Here is a 19,564-nt window from a genome sequence, read left to right as displayed (position 1 = left end):
GCAGCAAAAGTACCATGAGTGACTTGTTTGTGGAGGGGACGGCCAATGTTTACGGGAAGTATTGTTGCACTGGTTACGCCGATGGACGACAAAGGTGCTGTCGATCGCGCGAGCCTGAAAAAATTGATCGATTATCATGTAGCCAGTGGCACCGCGGCGATCGTTTCCGTAGGGACCACCGGCGAGTCCGCAACGCTTGCCCATGACGAGCACGTTGACGTGGTGCTGCAGACGCTGGAGCTGGCCGACGGCCGCATCCCGGTGATCGCCGGCACTGGCGCCAACGCTACCGCCGAAGCCATCGCGCTCACCACCCGCTTCGCCAACACCGGCGTGGTGGGGTGTCTGACGGTGACGCCGTACTACAATAAGCCGACGCAGGAAGGGCTGTATCAGCACTTCAAGGCGATCGCCGAGAGCACCGAGCTGCCGCAGATCCTGTACAACGTGCCTTCGCGCACCGGTTGCGACATGCTGCCGCCGACCATCGCTCGGCTGGCGAAAATCAAGAATATTGTTGCTGTAAAAGAAGCGACGGGGAACTTAAGTCGCGTTAGTCAGATCCAAGTGCTGGTTGACGATGAAGATTTCATTTTGCTGAGCGGCGACGACGCCAGCGGACTGGACTTCATGCAACTGGGCGGCAAAGGGGTGATTTCCGTGACGGCCAACGTGGCCGCGCGCGAGATGGCGGAACTTTGCGCGCTGGCGGCGCAGGGCAAGTTTGCCGAAGCGCGCCGCTTAAATCAGCGCTTGATGCCGTTGCATCAGGATCTATTTGTAGAAGCAAACCCAATTCCGGTGAAGTGGGCCTGTAAGGCGTTGGGATTGATGGCAACCGATACGCTGCGTCTGCCGATGACGCCGTTGAGTGAAACCGCCCGCCCGGTGGTGGAGCGCGCGCTGAAAAGCGTCGGTTTGCTGTAACTCTAAGGGAAATTTGATGGCTTATTCATTGCAAAAGTCGACGGTAGCAAAAGTAGTGGGCATCTCTTTGGTGATGATGCTGGCAGCCTGCAGCAGCGATCAGCGCTACAAGCGCCAGGTCAGCGGCGACGAGGCCTACCTCGACGCGGCTCCGCTCAAGGCGCTGAACGCGCCGTCCGGCATGATCCTGCCGGTGCAGAGCGGCAACTATGACGTTCCCGCCACGAAGCTGCAAGGCAACGTCGGCAAGCAACTGGACATTCGTCCGCCGGTGCAGCCGTTGGCGCTGCTGAGCGGTTCACGTGCGCAATACGCCGGCGACAGCGGCACGCTGCTGCTGGAAAACAGCCCGCAGAACCAGAACCTGTGGTCGCGCGTCGTCAGCCTGCTGCAGGCGAAGAACATCGCGATCGCTTCCCGCCAGGACGCCGGTCAGACCCTGACCACCGACTGGGTGAAGTGGAACCGTCTGGACGAAGACAACCAGTACGAAGGCCGTTATCAGATCAGCGTGCAGCAGCAGGGCTACCAGCAGGCGCTGGTGGTGAAAAGCGTTGGCCTGCAGCAGCAGGGCAAGAGCGAGCAGGTGACCGACCAATCTGAGATTCAGCGCTACAACGGCATGATGATCAACACCCTGATCGAAGGCCTGGACAAGCAGGACAACCTGGCGAGCAGCCAGACCGCCAGCCGCTTCGGCGCACTGGACGTGCAGAGCGGCGCCGATGACACCGGCCTGCCGATGCTGGTCGTGCGTGGCCCGTACACCGTTGTGTGGGATCGCCTGCCGCCGGCGCTCGAAAAACTGGGGATGAAAGTGGGTGACCGCAGCCGTCCGCAGGGCACCGTCGCCGTGACCTACAAGTCCTTGAGCAGCAGCGATTGGGATGCGTTGGGCGTTAAGGATCCTGAACTGGCGGAAGGGGATTACAAGCTGCAGGTCGGCGATCTCAACAACCGCACCAGCCTGCAATTCATCGATCCGAAAGGCAAACCGCTCACCCAGTCGAAAAACGATGCACTGGTGGCGGCATTCCAGTCTGCCTTCAGTAAAACCAGCGTTAACTAATCAAAAAGGGGCCTCGGCCCCTTTTTGTTTTGTCTATACGGTATCGTTTGCGTCGCAGGTTTGGCACAATAGTGTCCGGCACGCCAAAGAATTCATTAGGTCAATTCTATACCCCCTAATTTCGGGCCGCGCTCGGGAGACAACGGGGATACATCACTGGAGTAAGTAAGATGCAAAAGCTAGCTGAGCTGTATCGTGGAAAGGCAAAAACCGTTTACACCACCGAGAATCCCGATCTGTTGGTGTTGGAGTTCCGCAACGATACGTCAGCACTGGATGGTCAGCGCATTGAGCAGTTCGATCGCAAAGGCATGGTGAACAACAAGTTCAACCATTTCATCATGAGCAAACTGGAAGAAGCCGGCATCCCGACCCAGATGGAGCGTCTGCTGTCCGACAACGAAGTGCTGGTGAAGAAGCTGGACATGGTGCCGGTGGAATGCGTGATCCGCAACCGCGCCGCCGGTTCGCTGGTGAAGCGTCTGGGCATCGAAGAAGGTCTGGTGCTGAACCCGCCGCTGTTCGATCTGTTCCTGAAAAACGACGCCATGCACGATCCGATGGTGAACGAATCCTACTGCGAAACCTTCGGCTGGGTGAGCAAGGAACATCTGGCGCGCATGCGTGAGCTGAGCTACCGCGCCAACGAGGTCTTGACCCAGCTGTTCGACGACGCCGGCCTGATCCTGGTCGACTTCAAACTGGAGTTCGGCCTGTTCAACGGCGAAGTGGTGCTGGGCGATGAGTTCTCGCCGGACGGCAGCCGCCTGTGGGACAAAAGCACCCTGGACAAGATGGACAAAGACCGTTTCCGTCAAAGCCTGGGCGGCCTGATCGAAGCCTATGAAGAAGTGGCGCGCCGCATCGGCGTGAAGCTCGACTAAGCGTTGGCACCGCCATTCGGGGCGATCCGGCCGGATCGTCCCGCTATTCTGCGTTTTTCCAGAAAATTTCTACATTTCCTCCGCGGCAGACCATTTATAATGATGGATGCGAGATGACTAAAACCTATCCCACTCAGGCTTGAAGCTGCCTTTGCGCTTACGATCGCGGCGCAACTTCAACGAGCAGGGGAAATATCTGGAGTATATTTATGCGTTGGCAAGGGCGTCGGGAAAGTGACAATGTTGAGGATCGTCGCGGGCAATCTTCAGGTTTGGGCGGCGGTGGCGGCGGCTTTCGCGTGCCGCGTGGCAAGGGCGGCATTGTCATTCTGGTAGTGGTGCTGGTGGCCGGCTATTACGGTATCGATCTGTCGCCGCTGCTGAACGGCGGTAACGTCGCACCGCAGGGTCAACAGCAGAGCGCTAACATCAGCCCGAAAGACGATGAGCTGGCCAAATTCACCTCTGTGGTACTGGCCTCAACCGAGGATAACTGGAAAGAGATTTTCCAGCGCATGGGCAAAACCTATCAACCGCCGAAGCTGGTGATGTATCGCGGCGTCACGCGCACCAGCTGCGGCACCGGCCAGGCGGCGATGGGGCCGTTCTACTGCCCGGGTGACAGAACGGTGTATATCGATTTGTCTTTCTACCAGGATATGAAAACCAAGCTGGGCGCCGGCGGTGATTTCGCTCAGGCCTATGTGGTGGCGCACGAAGTCGGCCACCACGTGCAGAACCTGTTGGGCATCGAGCCGAAGGTCCGCCAGATGCAGCAGGGCGCCAGCCAAGCGGAAGTAAACCGCCTGTCGGTGAAAATGGAGCTGCAGGCGGACTGCTTTGCCGGCGTGTGGGGCAAATACGCTGAGAAGCAGCAGATGCTGGAAGAGGGCGACCTGCAGGCGGCGCTGAACGCCGCACAGGCGATTGGCGACGATCGGTTGCAGCAGCAGAGCCAGGGCCGCGTTGTGCCGGACAGCTTCACTCACGGCACCTCGCAGCAGCGCTATACCTGGTTTAAACAGGGCTTCGACAGCGGCGATCCCAATACCTGCAACACCTTTGCATCCCGTTAACGCCTCAAGTGCCGGAGCCTGACTCCGGCATTTTTTTCGGATTGAGACACAGCGTTATGTTACAGGCAGCGCAACAACTTATGCGGCGGCAGGGCATCCGACGCCTGCTGGTGCTCAGCGGTGAACCTGACTGGTGCCGCGAACAGGCGCAGCGGCTGGCGGCTACGTTGCCAGGCGACTGGCCGTGGGTCGGGGAAAATCCGCCGCCCGGCCAGGTGGCTTTAGCAAGCGGCGCGATGCGCCAATTGCTGGGGCAGGAGCGGCTGCACGCGGTGTTCGACGCCTGTCACTCGCTGGACGTAGAGGCGCTGGCGGCGTTGAGTGGCGCCTTGCGCGCCGGCAGCTGGCTGCTGCTGTTGACGCCCCCCTGGCGACAATGGCCTCAGCAGCCGGACGGCGACAGCCTGCGCTGGAGCGATTGTCCGCAGCCGATCACCACGCCGCATTTCATTCATCATCTGCAGCAGCATCTGGCCGATGACAGCGAAGTGACGATCTGGCGGCAGGGAGAGCCCCTGATGCTGGCCGCGCTGCCGGCGCGTGAAGGGTGGCAGCCGCCGGATGGCCGCCCGACCGAGGAACAACAGGCGATCTTGACGGCGCTGCTGCAGGCCGAGTCCGGCGTGTGGGTGCTGACCGCCGCCCGTGGCCGCGGCAAATCGACGCTGGCCGGCATGCTGGTGGCGCAGTCGCCGCTGACCTGCTGGATCACCGGGCCGAGCCGCGCCGCCACTGAGGTGGCCGGGGAATGGGCGCAGGGGCGCGCGCAGTTTTGGGCGCCCGATGCCCTGCTGGCGCAGTGTCGTGAGGGTGACGTCAGCGCCGTGGGGTGGCTGCTGGTGGATGAGGCGGCGGCGATCCCCGCGCCACTGTTGCAGCAGTTGATCGGTTATTTTCCTCGCGTGCTGTTGACCACCACGGTGCAGGGCTATGAAGGCACCGGCCGCGGTTTTCTGCTGAAGTTTTGCGCCGGGCTGCCGTCCTATCAGGCGCTGAGCCTGCAACAGCCGATGCGTTGGGCACAGGGGGACGCGTTGGAACGGATAACGGACAATGCGCTGTTGTTCAACGAGCTGCCCGCCTGGCCGGCGGACGGCCAGGCGATCGATTACAGCCAGGCGGAGCAGCGTGAACTGTGCGCCGCTCCGCAGCGGCTGGCGCGTTTCTATGCTCTGCTGAGCAGCGCGCATTACCGCACCTCGCCGCTGGATTTGCGCAGGTTGATGGATGCGCCAGGCATGCATTTCGGGCTGGCGCAGGCCGAACAGGAAGTGGTGGGCGCCGTGTGGCTGGTGGACGAAGGCGGGTTGAGCGCCGAGTTGGCGCACGACGTGTGGGCCGGCCGCCGCCGACCGCGCGGCAACTTGGTGGCGCAGTCGCTGGCGGCGCATGGCGGCCAGTGGTGGGCGCCGACGCTGCATTCACGGCGCATTACCCGCATCGCGACGCTGCCGGCGTTGCGGCGGCAGGGTATCGCGCGTCAGCTGGTCGAGCGGCAACGCCGCCAGGCGCAGGGTCTGGACTTCCTGTCGGTCAGCTTCGGCTATACCGAGCCGCTGTGGCGCTTTTGGCAATCCTGCGGTTTCGAGCTGGTGCGCATCGGCAGCAAGCCGGAGGCCAGCAGCGGCTGCTATACCGCGATGGCTATCTTGCCCCTGAGCGAGCAAGGAGAGGCGCTGCGGCACGCGGCGCACAAGCATCTGGCGCGCGACTGGCCCTGGCTGCGGCAGCGTATTGAACTCGCGCTGGCGATCCCAGGCGACGACGGCGACACGCCGCTTGGCGAAGAGGACTGGCGCGAGCTGGCCGGATTCGCTTTCGCCCATCGGCCGCTGGAGGCCAGCCTGGGGGCATTGCAGCGTTTGCTGTTGGCCAGCAATTTGCCGCTGCCCGCGCTGCGCGGCCATCTGCAACGGCGACAATCCCCGGCGGCGTGCGCGGAGCAGGCGGGCGTAAGTGGCCAGAAAGCCTTGCTGCGGCACTGGCGGCACGAAACGGCGCAGGCGCTGGAACAGTTGAATGCGCAGCACTGCCGTTACTGGCGCGACTGGGCGCAGTCGTTGCAATAAATTGAATAACTCGCTCAATAAAACCCGATTTTCCCGATTTCTCAACGGCGTATAGTCACTGTCAGCGGTGCGGCGGCGACTGTCGCCGCACCAGGTTTGGTTACTATTAAGGAGTCATCGATGAAACATGAGCATTTCGTTGTCCAAACCCCGGCGACCCCGGCGGCGCAGCTGATCTTGCTGTTTCACGGTGTCGGCGACAACCCGGTGGCGATGGGGGAGATCGGCAGCTACTTCGCCAAAGACTTTCCTCAGGCACAGGTGGTGAGCATCGGTGGCCCCGAAGCGTTCGGCAACGGTGCAGGGCGCCAGTGGTTTTCGGTGCAGGACGTGACCGAAGAGAACCGCGCGGCCCGCATCGCAGACGTGATGCCGCAGTTTGTGGCGGTGGTGCGCCATTGGCAGCAGTTGAGCGGCGTAGGCTATGCCGGCACGGCGCTGGTGGGGTTCTCGCAGGGGGCGATCATGGCGCTGGAAGCGTTAAAAGCGGAAACCCGACTGGCCGGGCGCGTGGTCGCGTTCAGCGGGCGTTTCGCCCAGTTGCCTGAGCAGGCTTTCGGCGACAGCGTGGTGCATTTGATCCACGGTGAAGAGGACGCGGTGATCGCGGTGCAACACGCTCACGCGGCGGCGGAGGCGTTGCGGACCAACGGCGCCGATTTCACGCTGGACGTGGAGGAAAACGTCGGGCACGCAATCAACCAGGGCATGATGAACGCCGCGTTGGAAAGGCTGCATTATTATGTGCCGCAGCGCTACTGGGACGAAGCCTTGTCCGGCAAGCGCGGCGAGCTGATCGCCTTTCGCTAAAAATTCAGGGCGCCGATGAGCGCCCTGATGTCATTTCTTTTTCGGCCAGTCGTCTTCGTCATCCCACTGGGCATTGTTGTCGCGGTGCGGCGGTATCTCCGGCTTGTTGGCCAAATAGCTTTTAACGTCGACGCGGCGCAGTTCCTTGATGCCGCTGACGACCATCCCCACCAGAACCAGCAGGATAATCCACCAGTAATCAGCTAACCATTGCATAGCTACTCCTTTCCTTCACTGCGTATAAAACGCGAAAAAATCGAGGGCAGATGGCGTTCGAGCCATTCGGCACCGGCGACCTCCTTATCATGCCAGGCCGCCAGCAACAGCGCCGGGGTCAGCAAATATTCGGCCTCTTGTGCCAGCGGCCGGTAGCTCAGATGCCACGGCTCCACCGCCACGCCGCCGCAGTCTTCGGTAAAGGGGCGGTAGAAACCGAATTCGGCCATATGCGCCGTCAGCCACTGGTTGAGCGGCGCAAAGTAACCGCCGTCCTCATATTCCCACGGCTCCAGCTGCAGCTTTTGCCCTTCCGGCAACAGCGACGGATCGTACACGTCCAGATCGCTGCCCCAGTGATGGCGGCTGGCGCCCGGCAGGGCCGACCAGCGCAGGATCGCCTCACAGCGCTCGGCGGCCGATAACGTCGCGACGTCGATCGGGCGGCTGTCCTTATCTAATACTGGCCGCTGGCCGCAGAATTTGCCATTCCAAATCGCCAACTGGCGGTCGAAATCGCGGAAGGTGCTGGCGGGCTGGAGATCGAATCCCGCCTCATGCGCCGCCTGCTGCATCGCCAGGAAGGCGTTGACCGCCTGCGGCTGCAGGCGGTGGTTCCCGCTCAGCGGCGCGAGGTGTTCGGTTGAGCGGCCGGTGAGCATCTCTGCGTTGATCATGCGACCAATTGCTCCATGATGCGTTGATACATGCGGCTCAGCAGCTGCAGATCCGCGGCGTTGACACATTCGTTGACCTTGTGGATGGTGGCGTTGACCGGCCCCAGTTCCACCACCTGCGCGCCCATCTGCGCGATGAAGCGGCCGTCGGAGGTGCCGCCGGTGGTCAGCAACTGCGGCGTCAATTCAGAATAGTGCTCGACCGCGTTGACCACCGCATCCACCAGCGCGCCGCGCGAGGTGAGGAACGGTTGACCGGACAGCCGCCATTCGATGCTGTAATTCAACTGATGGCGTTCCAGCAGCTCTTCCACGCGCTGCTTGATCATCGCGTCGGTCAGTTCGGTGCTGAAACGGAAGTTGAACTGCACGTAGAGATCGCCCGGGATCACGTTGTTGCTGCCGGTGCCGGCCTGCACGTTGGCGATCTGCATACTGGTCGGCGGGAAGAACTCGTTGCCGCGATCCCATTCGATCGCCACCAGTTCATTCAGTGCCGGCATGGCGCGGTGCACCGGATTGTCCGCCAGATGCGGATAGGCAACGTGCCCCTGTACGCCGTGGATATGCAGGTTGGCGGTGATGGAGCCACGACGGCCGTTTTTCACCACGTCGCCGACGCGCTCGGTGCTGGACGGCTCGCCGACCAGGCAGTAATCCAGCCGCTCGTTGCGCGCCATCAGCGCTTCGACCACTTTAACCGTGCCGTGAGTGGCGCTGGCTTCTTCATCCGAAGTGATCAGGAATGCCAGACGGCCCCGGTGATTCGGGTTGGCGGCGACAAAGCGTTCCGCGGCCACCACCATCGCGGCCAATGAGCCTTTCATGTCCGCCGCGCCGCGGCCATAGAGCATGCCGTCACGGATTGCCGGTTCAAACGGCGGATTGTCCCAGCGTTTTTCATCACCGGTCGGCACCACGTCGGTGTGCCCGGCAAACGCCAGGGTTTGCCCTTCACCGCGCCAGGCCCAGAAGTTTTGGGTATCTTCGAAGTCCATTGCTTCGACGGTGAAGCCGATCGCCTGCAGGCGATCGATCATCAGCTGCTGGCAGCCTTCGTCATTCGGGCTGAGGGAAGGGCGTTTGATCAACTGCTGGGCCAGTTCGATAACCGGGCAAGTCATACGGCAACCTCGGTGATAAATTGTTGGTAAGCGTCGGCGTTAAAACCGAGCAGGGCGTGGCCGTTGCCGTCGTCCAGCAGCGGACGTTTAATGATTGCCGGCTGCGCCAACATCAGCGCGATGGCGGCGTCGGCATTATCACAGGCGTTGCGCTGCGCTTCATCCAGCTTGCGCCAGGTGGTGCCGCGGGTATTGAGCAGCGGCTCCCAACCCAGCTGCGCGACGAAACCGCGCAGTTGCTGTTCGGTCAGGCCGTCGGCGCGGTAGTCGTGAAAATGATAGGCTATGCCCTGATCTTCCAGCCAGCGGCGGGCTTTTTTGATGGTGTCGCAGTTTTTGATGCCGTACATCGTCAGCGTTGTCTGTTGCGGTTTATTTGCCATGGCGTAAAGCTACCTGTCTCGTCGAGTCGATACTGAGCGGCGGGCGCGGTCTTAGGCCTTCTCGCCGCCCGGCGATAGCAGAGATAATGCCAGTAAAGCGGCGGCGAGATCCAGACAACGATGCGCGCGAGAGACGATTGGGCGCCAGGGAGAGAGAGGTTGGCAAAGCGATGAAACGGCGACCTTCGCCAGCGGTGCTTTTAAAAGACGCCGGCGAACGCATTCAGCCGCCAATGCGGAGCTGGGGGGCGGTCACTACTCTTTATTGATTCTTATGTTTAAACGGTCGGTCAAACACCGTACGCGGGTAATATGCAACAGCGGTTTTATCCTGCTGGCGCCGAGCTTTTTCATTATTCGCGACTTGTAATGATTGGCGGTTTTATTTCTGATATTCATGGTATTGCTGATATCGGCCAGCGATTTTCCCGTCGACCACTCCGAAAGGAAAAGGGACTCGCGCTGGGAGAGTTGCGGCGGTTCGGTATAGTGACTGTAACGCTTATATAAGTCACCGATCAGGTGGCTGAAGCGGCTCAATGATATAAGGTTTGATAATATAATGGTCTTATTGTCGACAATCACCACCTCATGCAGGCAGTCGGTGATAATGATTATTTTGTAGGTATTGGGGTTGGCATATTCATCGCGGTAACGTGCTTCAAAATTGGCGATAGTGACATCGATAAAGCAGACCCTTTTACGGCTAAAGCCGGCCGGCGCGCGTTTTTCCGCCCATGTTTGGTTAATGAGTTGTCGAATGCCGACGGTGGTATAGGCACACTCGCTGAAAATATCAATTTCCATTTTATTATAGTCCTTTACTTTCTATTTCCCGGTGAGGATTGATATCTTAAAACATAAAAAAAGAAATAATCTAAATAATTTCATGTTGAACTTATCTTGCACCGCAAACGAATGAGCGTTATCTGGGCGCGAGCTTTGAAGGGAAGGTTATATACTGGCATGATTTATAAAGAGTAAATCTTTTTTTCAACCGAATTTTTAAGCAAGGTAAGGCTAATAGAATAGACATCTTCTATTAATACCTCGGTAATTGAAAGGAATTAACATAGATATTGACTATCAAAATTATCAAAACGATCGTTTTTGACGATCATTAAATGACGGGAGATTGCGTTTAATGAGTTAAAAACTAAGATTTTTCTTGGTTTTATCACGATGAGAAGCTTTACTTGGAGCGACAGTAAAGTCGGCGCTGAAGTCATGCGAAAATTAACGTGGAAATTGAGACAAAGATAATTCTAAACAAAGAAAATGCGATGTTTTAAGCTGTGAGCAGAGTGCGAACGTGGATGATTGATACGGAGAGCTGGCGTGAAAGAATGTTATATCGAAATTTCCGATCGGGTAACGCCGGAAATAACGTCTTGTATTGCGGAGGGGTTGGACCGTTTTAATGATCAACAGATCGGCTACGGTGATCGTCTGCCGCTGGCGGTGGTGGTAAAAGATCCCGACAGTGGGGACGTTCTGGGGGGAATTACCGGGCGTTCATCGTTAGGGCTGCTGTTTCTCGATCTCTTCTATCTGCCGGAAGCGCTGCGCGGCGCGGGGCTGGGCAGCGAACTGTTGCGCCGCTTCGAACAGGAAGGTCGCCGGCGCGGTTGCCTTTCCGCCGTGTTGTACACCATCAGCTTTCAGGCGCCGGACTTTTATCAACGGCATGGCTGGCAACGCATGGGCGAAGTGCCTTGCTTACCGCCGGGGACTAGCCGCATCTTTATGAGCAAAACCCTGTGAAGCGCGTTTAACGCACGTAGCCTCCCTGTTGCAGGCGCTGCAGGGAGGCGCCGTCCGCATACACCATGCCGGTGGTCAAATCGTGAAAGCCGTACTTTTTATAAAAGGCCAGCTTTTCCGGGACGGAATAGATGAAAATCTTGCCGAGCGGCGCCAGGTCTTGCATCACCCGATCCATCAACCGGCGCCCCAATCCCTGTCCCTGAAAGCGCGGATCGATCGCCACGTCGGCCAGGTAAGCGACCGAGGTCAGATCGCTGATGGCGTGCGCGGTGGCGATCAGCTCGTCGCCGATAAACCCCCAATAGCAAAACTGGCTGTGTTGGTAAACGCGCCGCAGGGTGTGTGGATCGCGCTTGCCCAGTCCGGCTGCCTCCAGCAATTCGCACAGCCGCTGCCAGTCGATGGCGCGGCGGTTCAGATCGGTGACAATTTCCATCGTTTTCCTCTAACCAATAACATTGAGATCGGCGGCATAGTGCCGAATGGCGCGCTGATAGCCGCGGATGTCGGGGTCTGACGAGGTGTCCGCCAACAGCAACAACAGATCGGCCACGGCCCGTTTATTTTCGCCCAGGTTGTACAGCGCCATAGCGCGAAACAGCATCAGCTCGTTGGCCTGCGGGAACTCGGTCAGGCCATCGTCGAAAGCCCGTAGCGAAGCCGGGTATTCTCCCAGGGCGCGGTAGGTGCTGCCGAGGCCCAGCCAGGCCTCGCGGCGCTGGGCGGGCGGCAAATCGCGGGCCAGCGCCGCGAGGTAGCAGGGAATGGCCTGTTGTTCCAGGCCCTGAACGTCATACAGGCAGGCCAGCTGAAAGTGCAGCATCGCCGCTTCCGGTTCTGCTGCCAGCTGCCGTAGCGCCAGTGCAGTGGCTTCCTGATAGCGGCCCTGCGTTTTCAGCTGTGAAAGAGACAAAGAGGTGGACATGATCGGCGCTCCATTGGCGTATTTTTATACCTTTTACACGCTATCGTGGAGAAATTGATATCACAAGGGAATAGCTGCACTGAGTATTGATCAGATAAATACGAAAATGTGCGCTAACCCCGGTTTCCGGGCCTGGCATCGTTCCCGTTTCCCTTCACATGGTCAAAAAACAGGCGTAGAATCCGCTTCGTCAAATAATTGAGGTTGTAAAGTATTATGGTTGATCGTGAATTAGGAAACTGGAAAGACTTCATTGATGAGATGTTGGGCAACTGACACAGCGTTGAAGCAGATGGCAAGGTTGAGTCATTGGAGCGTCACTGAAACACCTTGGGAACGAGATTATCGTTCGAAATAAAGCAGCATCGGTTCACCCGACGCTGCTTTTTTTATATCCCGCGGCTCACTCCCCGGCGGCCGTCGTATTGCCTGCCGGATGCGCTTTACCCGGGAAACGGCGCCGCACCAGCACGAAGAACAGCGGCACGAAGAAAATCGCCAGCAGGGTGGCGGAGATCATGCCGCCCATCACCCCGGTGCCGACCGCATGCTGGCTACCGGAACCGGCGCCGCTGCTGGTGGCCATCGGCAGCACGCCGAAGATGAACGCCAGCGAGGTCATCAGGATCGGCCGCAGACGCATGCGGGACGCGTCGAGCGTCGCCGACATCAGATCCTGGCCTTTATGGTTCAGCTCATTAGCGAACTCGACGATAAGAATGGCGTTTTTCGCCGACAGCCCAATGATGGTCAACAGGCCAACCTGGAAATAGACGTCGTTCTCCAGACCGCGCAGCCAGGTGGCGGCGACCGCGCCGATCACCCCCAGTGGCACCACCAGCATCACAGAGAACGGTATCGACCAGCTCTCGTACAGCGCCGCCAGGCACAGGAACACTACCAGCAGCGAGATGGCGTACAGCGCCGGCGCCTGCGAGCCGGACAGCCGTTCCTGATAGGACATCGCCGTCCATTCCAGCCCGAAGCCGGTCGGCAGTTGGCTGACCAGTTTTTCCATTTCCGCCATCGCGGTGCCGGTGCTGACGCCGTTGGCCGCTTCGCCGACGATCTCCAGCGCCGAGCTGCCGTTATAGCGCTCCAGCCGCGGCGAACCGTACTCCCAGTGCGAGCTGGCGAAGGCCGAGAACGGCACCATGCCGCCCGCGCTGTTGCGTACATACCATTTGTTAATGTCAGCCGGCAGCATGCGGAACGGCGCTGCGGCCTGCACGTAGACTTTTTTCACCCGGCCGCGGTCGACGAAGTCGTTGACGTAGGTCGAGCCCCAGGCGGTGGAGAGGGTATTGTTGATGTCGTCGATAGACACGCCCAGTGCCTGAGCCTTGCGTTGATCGATATCGATTTGCAACTGCGGGCTGTCGTCCAGGCCGTTGTGGCGCACGCGCGACAGCAGCGGGTTTTGCCCGGCCAGCTGTAGCAGCTGATCGCGCGCTGCCATCAGCTTGGCGTGGCCGAGGCCGGCGTGGTCTTCCAACTCCATATCGAAGCCGGAAGAGTTGCCGAGGCCGGTGATAGCCGGCGGGCTGCTGGCGATCACCCGCGCTTCGTTAATCTTGTTGAACGCCAGGGTGGCGCGATCGATGATGTCGAACGAGCTGTTGGCGCCCGAGGTGCGCAGATCCCAGTCTTTTAGCCGAATGAACAGACGCGCCACGTTTTGGCCGTTCCCCCCCGGCCCGGAGCCGATGATGGCGAACACCGACAACACATCCTGTTTCTCTTCGGTGAGGAAGTACCGCTCAACCTTTTCCACCACTTTGGACGTTTGCTGCAGGGTCGAGCCTGCCGGCAGCTGCACCTGTACGGTGAAGATGCCACGGTCTTCCTGCGGCAGGAAGGAGGTCGGCAGCTTGATGAACAGCAACGCCATGCCGCCGAGCAACAGCAGATAAATCACCATGTAGCGGCCGCTGGCGTGCAGGATGCGCCCCACGCCGCGCTCATAGCGTTCGGTGTTGCGGTTGAACATGCGGTTGAACCAGCCGAAGAAGCCGCGCTTACCGTGGTGGTGGCCCTTGGCGATCGGTTTGAGCAGCGTGGCGCACAGGGCAGGGGTCAGGATCATCGCCACCAGCACCGACAGCACCATGGCGGAGACGATGGTGATGGAGAACTGTCGATAGATGGCGCCAGTGGTGCCGCCGAAGAACGCCATCGGCACGAACACCGCCGACAGCACCAGGGCGATGCCGACCAGCGCGCTCTGGATTTGCCCCATGGATTTGCGCGTGGCTTCACGCGGCGGCAGGCCTTCTTCGCTCATCACGCGTTCGACGTTTTCCACCACCACGATGGCGTCGTCCACCAGCAGGCCGATCGCCAACACCATGGCGAACATGGTGAGGGTGTTGATGCTGAAGCCGCAGGCGGACAGGATGGCGAAGGTGCCCATTAGCACCACCGGCACGGCGATGGTGGGGATCAGCGTGGCGCGGAAATTCTGCAGGAACAGGTACATCACCAGGAACACCAGCAGGATGGCTTCCAGCAGCGTTTTCACCACGTCCTTGATCGAGGCTTTGACGAACGGGGTGGTTTCATAGGCCACTTTGGCCTCCAGCCCGCGCGGGAAGTACTGCGACAGTTCGGCGATCTTGTCCTTCACCAACTGGTCGGTCTGCAGTTCGTTGGCGCCGGAGGCCAGCTTGATGTTCATGCCCGCGGCCTGCATCCCGTTGTAGCGGCTGAGGTAGTTGTAGTTCTCGCCGCCCAGTTCGACGGTGGCGACGTTGCCCAGCGTCACCAGCGATCCGTCCTGATTGACCCGCAGGGTGATCTGGCGGAACTGTTCTGGCGTCTGGAGCTGCGACTGGGCGTTGATGGTGGCGTTCAACGCCTGTTTATCGACCGATGGCGTGCCGCCCAACTGGCCGACCGCCACCTGGGCGTTCTGCGATTGAATGGCCTTGACCACGTCCTGGGTCGTGAGCTGGTAACTGTTGAGCTTGTTGGGATCGAGCCAGATACGCATGGCGTATTGCGAGCCGTACACGTCCATGCTGCCGACGCCGTTGATGCGGCTGAGCGGATCCTGCAGGTTGGAGACGATGTAATCGGCGATGTCCTGCTTGTCCATGCTGTTGTCGGTGGAGACGAACGCCACCATCATCAGCGTGGTGTCGCCGGATTTCGACACCGTGACCCCCTGATTCTGCACCGCCTGCGGCAAACGTTTGATCGCCGCCTGCAGCTGGTTTTGCACCTGCTGCATCGCTTCGTTGGGATCGGTGCCGGCTTCGAACGTCAGCGTGACGGTTGCCTGGCCGGTATTGGTGCTCTGCGACGACATATACATCATGTTGTCGAGGCCGGTCATATTCTGTTCAATGATCTGCGTGACGGTGTTTTCCAGCGTTTGCGCCGAAGCACCTGGGTAAGTTGCGCTAATGCGCACGTTCGGCGGCGCCAGATTCGGGTATTGTTCTACCGGTAAAGAAAAAATCGCCAATGCCCCGGTCAGGCAAAGAATAATTGCCAGCACCCAGGCGAAAATCGGGCGATCAATAAAAAAATTGGCCATGCAGCGCGAACCTCGTTATGACTTGTTCTATCTTTAAAACGCATCGGAAATATGCATTTCAGCGGCAGGGAAGGATTCCGGCGCTATTGCACTTTACTCGGGATAGTCGAGGAAAGCGTGGAGAAAAAAAGGAGATAGTGTAAATAACGGTAGCGGAAAACGCCGTGGATCACCGACGCCGATAATTGTACGCTATTAAGACATTTTTATTACTATCAAAGGCCTTGCGCATGTCTTCGCCGCAGGCAACCGAAAGTAAAAACTGGACTCACCTTACAGCAGGAGCTTGGCATGGGAATTAACCCGGTATTTGCCCGTCGGCTTTATTTATGCTGGCTGATCAGCCACAGTGAGCGGCCCAATGTGCCGCGGTTGATGGCGCTGACCGGTTGGCCGCGCCGCACGTTGCAGGATGTGCTGAAGGCGCTGCCCGGCATGGGCGTCGAGCTGCAGTTCGTGCAGCAGGGCGTGCGCAACAACGACGGTTTCTATCAGTTGGAAAGCTGGGGGCCGTTCAACAAGAGCTGGGTGCATCAGCACCATCAGGCGCTGCTCAGCGCCATCGAGTAAGCGGCCCCGGCGTATTGGCCGGGGCGGGGCGATCAGTGGCTTTTGTACTCCAGGTACATCACCGTCGCCGCCACGCGAGAACGCACGTCCAGCTTGCGCAGTATATTGCGGATGTGCACCTTCACGGTTTCTTCAGAGATATGCAGCTGCGCCGCCACCTGTTTGTTGGACAGGCCGCGCGCCACCTCTTGCAAGACGTCCAGTTCGCGTTCGGTCAAGGCGGCGAAGGGATCGCGTTGCTCGCCGCGCGCCAGCAAATAGTCGGCCATGGCGTCGCTGATCACGTTCTGCCCTTCGGCGGCGGCGCTGATGTGTTCCAGCAGCTGTTCCGGTTCACTGTCTTTCAGCAGATAGCCGTCGGCGCCGGCGTCGATCAGCGCATACAGATCGCTGCGCGCGTCGGAGACCGTCAGCACGATGATGCGCGCGTCCACGCCTTCGTTGCGCAGGGCCCGCAGCGTATCCAGCCCGGACATGCCCTTCATGTTCAGATCCAACAAGATCACGTCCGGCGCGTGCTGCAGTGCCAGCGCAACCGCCTCGCTGCCGTTGCCGGCCTCCGCTACCACGCCAAATCGCGCATCCAGTCCCAGCAGCTGTTTGATGCCGCGCCGCATCAACGGATGATCGTCAACGATCATGACTCGGTATTGCTTCATCACCATGAAATATGCTCCCTGTAGCAAGTAAAGCCACTCAAACGCGCCCGGAGGCGTGCTTCACAGTGGGACTGTCTCTTCAAAAATAGCGGCATTCTGCACCGCAAACCTCTCTGGGCAGCCTTCTGCCCGGCGGCAACCGTAACGCCGAGTGAACAGCCGCAAGGTCAGGGCGAGAATGTCAGGCAGACCGCCGTGCCGCCGCCGCTTCTGCGCCGGATGCGCAGCGTTCCTCCCAGTCGCGCCGCGCGTTCGCTCATGATGGTCAAGCCGTAATGCCCTTCCGGTTCTTCCAGACTGGCGATGCCGCAACCGTCGTCGGTAATGCTGAATACGTTGTCGCCTGCGGCATTGACCTCGCAACACACCGCGATCTCGTTCGCTCCGGCGTGCTTGACGGCATTGAGTACCGCTTCGCGCACGATCTGCAGCGCGTGCACCTGCTGTTGGGCGTTGAGCGCCTGCGAGGGCAGCCGACAGTGTAACTGAATCCGCGCGGGGGTTAGCGCCTTTAATGGCTGCAACAGTTGCTCCAGCGCGGCATTCAGATCCGCCTCCTGAATGTTGAGGCGGAAGGTGGCCAGTAATTCTCTCAGCTGGCGATAGGCATCGGCCAGCGTGCGATCGAAATCATCGATAATCGTCTGCGCCGCCGGATCGTCGGCGGCGCGCCGGAGCAGCGTCAGCTGGATGCGCAGGAACGACAGCGTCTGCGCCAGCGAATCGTGCAGCTCGCGGGCGATGGTCCCACGCTCTTCCATCAGCAACAGATATTGGTGCTGCTTTTGCGCGCGGTTGAAGTAGACGCCGCGGCCCAACATATTGGCCAGGCTCTGCATCAGGTGAGGATGCGGCGGCTGCGCCTCGGGCTGCCAACGCAATTCGCCCAGCAGTTTATCGCCTTGAGTGATCGACAGCGCGCTCCAGGCTTGCGCCGGCGCCGGCTCTCCTTCGTTCAGTTGCCACTGGCCATGGTCGTCCGCCACGTTCAACCGGATGCAGCGCAGTCGTTCACTTTGGCGCACGATGCGCAGCACATTTTCAAACGCCTGCTGATCGATCTGGCGCACGCTCAGCGCCTGCGAGCAGCGATACAGCACCTCCAGCGTTTCGTTGGCCTGCTGCAGGCGCTGGGTCTTTTCCTGCACTTTCAGCTCCAGCGACTGATAGAGCCGGGCCAGCTCGTCCGACATGGCGCTGAAGGTTTGCGACAGCACGCCGAGTTCGTTCGGCAGCGCCACGTCCAGCTGCGGGTGGCAAAAGTCGCGCTGTTGCACGCGCTGGCTGGCGTCGACCAGATGCTGCAGCGGCGTGACCACCTGGCGGCGCATAAAACGGATGCAGAACAGCACCAGACCGATGATGGCGGCGTAGCCCAGTACGCTGATGGCGGCCACCAAGGTGAGTTTCAACTCTGAATAACGCTGTAGAGCGGAAACGAAATGATCGACGCGGTTGACGTAGCCGGCAACCTCTGCCCGGTAGGCGGCCGCCTGCCCGTCGCGGATCTGCTGCTCCATCGTTTGCCATGTTCGTTGCAACGCCAGATAGTGGTTGCGTACCTCGGCCGGGACGTAAAAACGCGCCAGCTTTTGCAGCGCGGGTGCCTGCAAAGATTGCCGGTATTGCTGCAGGTGCAGCTCCAGCTCCGGGTTCTGCCGGTCGAGGTCAAAGGCCAAGCGGTAGCTTTGCATGCGCAGCGAACCGGCGATGTTGATCGCCTCGGCATCGCTCTGGCTGCCCGCGACGGTCGTCAACGCCAACCCGGTGGCGAGCACCGACAGGATCACGATGCCGAACAGCGCTCTGGCCAGGCTGCCGGTCACGGAACGTTTAACAAGCAATCACGGAATCCTTTTCTCTCAGGTGAGGCGCTTCGCCAGTTTCATTCGAAAGCAAAACTATAACTTTTGCAACTAAATTGCACCGCGATTTGTATCAAGTTGTCAACAAAACGGGAACAATTGTCGTTGTGTAATCAAATGAATAGCGAAATGCCCACCGATTTTCAGCCGCAGCCCGGTTTCCACTGATGATTTGCCTTTGTGGATGCGATTCGTCCTGACTCGTCTGTCAGAGTCTGCGTCTGCCCACGATGTATTTTAAATCCTGGTTTACCCGGAGAGGCGATGTGATTTTTGTTGCAAATCGTCTGCCGCGGCGCGGCCTAATCGCGGTATGATCTGCACGTTGTCACGCAAGGGAAAAGGGTTATGTCGTCGAAAATTGAGAATGTGAAGAAAGAGCTGCTGTCGGACAACTGGTATGTGCTGCACAAGTACACGTTCGATCTGAAACGCAAAAACGGCGGTTCGGTGCAACAGGTGCGCGAGGTCTACGATCGTGGCAACGGCGCTACCATTTTGCTGTACAACCGCGCCAAGGGCACGGTGGTGCTGACCAATCAGTTCCGCATGCCGACCTACGTCAACGGCAACGAGAGCGGCATGCTGCTCGAGGCCTGCGCCGGCCTGCTGGACGCCGACTCTCCGGAGCAATGCGCGCGCCGCGAAGCGGTGGAGGAGACCGGTTTTCAGGTCAGCGAGGTGAAGAAAATCTTCGAAGCCTACATGTCGCCGGGCGGCGTGACCGAAATCGTGCACTTCTTTATCGCCGAATACCATGATGATGAGCGGCGCGCGGCCGGCGGCGGCATTGAAGATGAAGATATTGAGGTGATCGAACTGCCGTTTCGCGACGCGGTGGCGATGATCGCCGACGGCCGGATTAAAGACGGCAAGACCATCATGCTGCTGCAGTATTTGCAGATTCATCGGGTGATGGAATAAAAAAAGCCGGTCATGATGACCGGCTTTTTTATCGGCTTGCGCCCGGCCGCTTACTTCAGCAGCGCCTGCGCCTTGGCC

General features: G+C 59.5%; 20 protein-coding genes. 10 read left to right on the top strand and 10 right to left on the bottom strand.

Going from position 1 to position 19,564, the window contains the following annotated elements:
- Nucleotides 1-45: 45 nt before the first annotated feature.
- From dapA to ypfH, 6 genes are all read left to right on the top strand, one after another.
- Nucleotides 46-927: a 4-hydroxy-tetrahydrodipicolinate synthase gene (dapA, locus tag QMZ29_RS01945; protein WP_033644005.1), complete on the top strand. Its 882-nt coding sequence runs from the start codon at nt 46-48 to the stop codon at nt 925-927.
- A 16-nt stretch (nt 928-943) separates the two neighbouring features.
- Complete coding sequence (bamC, locus tag QMZ29_RS01940; RefSeq protein WP_025303828.1) at nt 944-1,996, top strand: outer membrane protein assembly factor BamC; 1,053 nt, start codon at nt 944-946, stop codon at nt 1,994-1,996.
- A 170-nt stretch (nt 1,997-2,166) separates the two neighbouring features.
- Nucleotides 2,167-2,880, top strand: coding sequence for a phosphoribosylaminoimidazolesuccinocarboxamide synthase (gene purC, locus QMZ29_RS01935; RefSeq protein ID WP_147824109.1), 714 nt, complete (start codon nt 2,167-2,169; stop codon nt 2,878-2,880).
- Between the two features lie 209 nt (nt 2,881-3,089).
- The gene (gene ypfJ / locus QMZ29_RS01930) at nt 3,090-3,956 is read left to right on the top strand and encodes a KPN_02809 family neutral zinc metallopeptidase (protein WP_043140420.1); all 867 of its coding nucleotides are present in this window, start codon (nt 3,090-3,092) and stop codon (nt 3,954-3,956) included.
- A gap of 56 nt (nt 3,957-4,012) precedes the next feature.
- On the top strand, nt 4,013-6,025 hold the full coding sequence (locus QMZ29_RS01925; RefSeq protein WP_147824108.1) for a tRNA(Met) cytidine acetyltransferase TmcA: 2,013 nt from the start codon (nt 4,013-4,015) through the stop codon (nt 6,023-6,025).
- 120 nt (nt 6,026-6,145) lie between these two features.
- Entirely contained in the window at nt 6,146-6,835 is a 690-nt protein-coding gene (gene ypfH, locus QMZ29_RS01920) for an esterase (protein WP_049296083.1), read from the top strand.
- Nucleotides 6,836-6,865: 30 nt separating this feature from the next.
- On the opposite strand, the gene QMZ29_RS01915 is transcribed toward ypfH, so the two are convergent.
- From QMZ29_RS01915 to QMZ29_RS01895, 5 genes are all read right to left on the bottom strand, one after another.
- A complete protein-coding gene (locus QMZ29_RS01915) occupies nt 6,866-7,051 on the bottom strand; it encodes a YpfN family protein (RefSeq protein WP_004941720.1) in 186 nt (61 codons plus the stop codon).
- Nucleotides 7,052-7,053: 2 nt separating this feature from the next.
- The gene (locus QMZ29_RS01910) at nt 7,054-7,728 is read right to left on the bottom strand and encodes a M15 family metallopeptidase (RefSeq protein ID WP_147824107.1); all 675 of its coding nucleotides are present in this window, start codon (nt 7,726-7,728) and stop codon (nt 7,054-7,056) included.
- Nucleotides 7,725-8,852, bottom strand: coding sequence for a succinyl-diaminopimelate desuccinylase (gene dapE / locus QMZ29_RS01905; protein WP_025303823.1), 1,128 nt, complete (start codon nt 8,850-8,852; stop codon nt 7,725-7,727). Before dapE ends, QMZ29_RS01910 begins: the two co-directional genes overlap by 4 nt.
- The gene (locus QMZ29_RS01900; RefSeq protein WP_043140410.1) at nt 8,849-9,235 is read right to left on the bottom strand and encodes an ArsC family reductase; all 387 of its coding nucleotides are present in this window, start codon (nt 9,233-9,235) and stop codon (nt 8,849-8,851) included. Before QMZ29_RS01900 ends, dapE begins: the two co-directional genes overlap by 4 nt.
- A 255-nt stretch (nt 9,236-9,490) precedes the next feature.
- Nucleotides 9,491-10,042, bottom strand: a complete 552-nt coding sequence (locus QMZ29_RS01895) for a LuxR C-terminal-related transcriptional regulator (protein ID WP_025303821.1) — start codon at nt 10,040-10,042, stop codon at nt 9,491-9,493.
- A 531-nt stretch (nt 10,043-10,573) separates the two neighbouring features.
- Between QMZ29_RS01895 and QMZ29_RS01890 the strand changes: the two genes are divergently transcribed.
- Nucleotides 10,574-10,999: a GNAT family N-acetyltransferase gene (locus tag QMZ29_RS01890; protein ID WP_261426450.1), complete on the top strand. Its 426-nt coding sequence runs from the start codon at nt 10,574-10,576 to the stop codon at nt 10,997-10,999.
- Between the two features lie 7 nt (nt 11,000-11,006).
- Here the strand turns inward: QMZ29_RS01890 and QMZ29_RS01885 are convergent, their stop codons facing one another.
- Nucleotides 11,007-11,438 (bottom strand): GNAT family N-acetyltransferase, encoded by a 432-nt coding sequence (locus tag QMZ29_RS01885; protein WP_060441177.1) that lies wholly within the window; start codon nt 11,436-11,438, stop codon nt 11,007-11,009.
- Nucleotides 11,439-11,447: 9 nt separating this feature from the next.
- Entirely contained in the window at nt 11,448-11,927 is a 480-nt protein-coding gene (locus tag QMZ29_RS01880) for a tetratricopeptide repeat protein (RefSeq protein ID WP_084827296.1), read from the bottom strand.
- Nucleotides 11,928-12,143: 216 nt separating this feature from the next.
- Between QMZ29_RS01880 and ypfM the strand changes: the two genes are divergently transcribed.
- Nucleotides 12,144-12,203, top strand: coding sequence for a protein YpfM (gene ypfM, locus QMZ29_RS01875; protein ID WP_100396732.1), 60 nt, complete (start codon nt 12,144-12,146; stop codon nt 12,201-12,203).
- A 127-nt stretch (nt 12,204-12,330) separates the two neighbouring features.
- Here ypfM and acrD read toward each other — a convergent pair whose 3' ends face one another.
- Nucleotides 12,331-15,468, bottom strand: a complete 3,138-nt coding sequence (gene acrD / locus QMZ29_RS01870; RefSeq protein WP_261426446.1) for a multidrug efflux RND transporter permease AcrD — start codon at nt 15,466-15,468, stop codon at nt 12,331-12,333.
- A 291-nt stretch (nt 15,469-15,759) separates the two neighbouring features.
- Here acrD and QMZ29_RS01865 point away from each other — a divergent pair, with 291 nt between their 5' ends.
- Complete coding sequence (locus QMZ29_RS01865) at nt 15,760-16,038, top strand: winged helix-turn-helix domain-containing protein (RefSeq protein ID WP_004941750.1); 279 nt, start codon at nt 15,760-15,762, stop codon at nt 16,036-16,038.
- A gap of 32 nt (nt 16,039-16,070) precedes the next feature.
- Here QMZ29_RS01865 and QMZ29_RS01860 read toward each other — a convergent pair whose 3' ends face one another.
- Nucleotides 16,071-16,703 (bottom strand): response regulator, encoded by a 633-nt coding sequence (locus QMZ29_RS01860; protein ID WP_127146646.1) that lies wholly within the window; start codon nt 16,701-16,703, stop codon nt 16,071-16,073.
- Nucleotides 16,704-16,864: 161 nt separating this feature from the next.
- On the bottom strand, nt 16,865-18,541 hold the full coding sequence (gene narQ / locus QMZ29_RS01855) for a nitrate/nitrite two-component system sensor histidine kinase NarQ (protein WP_197781266.1): 1,677 nt from the start codon (nt 18,539-18,541) through the stop codon (nt 16,865-16,867).
- A 369-nt stretch (nt 18,542-18,910) separates the two neighbouring features.
- On the opposite strand from narQ, the gene nudK reads away from it, so the two are divergent.
- Complete coding sequence (gene nudK, locus QMZ29_RS01850) at nt 18,911-19,486, top strand: GDP-mannose pyrophosphatase NudK (protein ID WP_033643990.1); 576 nt, start codon at nt 18,911-18,913, stop codon at nt 19,484-19,486.
- Nucleotides 19,487-19,564: the final 78 nt, after the last annotated feature.

Source organism: Serratia sp. PF-27, from assembly GCF_030053255.1.
Taxonomy (GTDB): domain Bacteria; phylum Pseudomonadota; class Gammaproteobacteria; order Enterobacterales; family Enterobacteriaceae; genus Serratia; species Serratia bockelmannii.
Note: the sequence above shows the minus strand (reverse complement) of the source record. Positions and strands in the feature narration are given on the sequence as shown.

Bases quoted from the DNA above. Each gene is read 5' to 3' on its own strand.
- dapA (WP_033644005.1), top strand. From the start codon at position 46: ATGTTTACGGGAAGTATTGTTGCACTGGTTACGCCGATGGACGACAAA.
- QMZ29_RS01915 (WP_004941720.1), bottom strand. From the start codon at position 7,051: ATGCAATGGTTAGCTGATTACTGGTGGATTATCCTGCTGGTTCTGGTG.
- QMZ29_RS01925 (WP_147824108.1), top strand. From the start codon at position 4,013: ATGTTACAGGCAGCGCAACAACTTATGCGGCGGCAGGGCATCCGACGC.
- QMZ29_RS01880 (WP_084827296.1), bottom strand. From the start codon at position 11,927: ATGTCCACCTCTTTGTCTCTTTCACAGCTGAAAACGCAGGGCCGCTAT.
- purC (WP_147824109.1), top strand. From the start codon at position 2,167: ATGCAAAAGCTAGCTGAGCTGTATCGTGGAAAGGCAAAAACCGTTTAC.
- acrD (WP_261426446.1), bottom strand. From the start codon at position 15,468: ATGGCCAATTTTTTTATTGATCGCCCGATTTTCGCCTGGGTGCTGGCA.
- dapE (WP_025303823.1), bottom strand. From the start codon at position 8,852: ATGACTTGCCCGGTTATCGAACTGGCCCAGCAGTTGATCAAACGCCCT.
- ypfH (WP_049296083.1), top strand. From the start codon at position 6,146: ATGAAACATGAGCATTTCGTTGTCCAAACCCCGGCGACCCCGGCGGCG.
- QMZ29_RS01860 (WP_127146646.1), bottom strand. From the start codon at position 16,703: ATGGTGATGAAGCAATACCGAGTCATGATCGTTGACGATCATCCGTTG.
- ypfJ (WP_043140420.1), top strand. From the start codon at position 3,090: ATGCGTTGGCAAGGGCGTCGGGAAAGTGACAATGTTGAGGATCGTCGC.
- QMZ29_RS01885 (WP_060441177.1), bottom strand. From the start codon at position 11,438: ATGGAAATTGTCACCGATCTGAACCGCCGCGCCATCGACTGGCAGCGG.
- nudK (WP_033643990.1), top strand. From the start codon at position 18,911: ATGTCGTCGAAAATTGAGAATGTGAAGAAAGAGCTGCTGTCGGACAAC.
- QMZ29_RS01895 (WP_025303821.1), bottom strand. From the start codon at position 10,042: ATGGAAATTGATATTTTCAGCGAGTGTGCCTATACCACCGTCGGCATT.
- bamC (WP_025303828.1), top strand. From the start codon at position 944: ATGGCTTATTCATTGCAAAAGTCGACGGTAGCAAAAGTAGTGGGCATC.
- QMZ29_RS01865 (WP_004941750.1), top strand. From the start codon at position 15,760: ATGGGAATTAACCCGGTATTTGCCCGTCGGCTTTATTTATGCTGGCTG.
- QMZ29_RS01910 (WP_147824107.1), bottom strand. From the start codon at position 7,728: ATGATCAACGCAGAGATGCTCACCGGCCGCTCAACCGAACACCTCGCG.
- QMZ29_RS01900 (WP_043140410.1), bottom strand. From the start codon at position 9,235: ATGGCAAATAAACCGCAACAGACAACGCTGACGATGTACGGCATCAAA.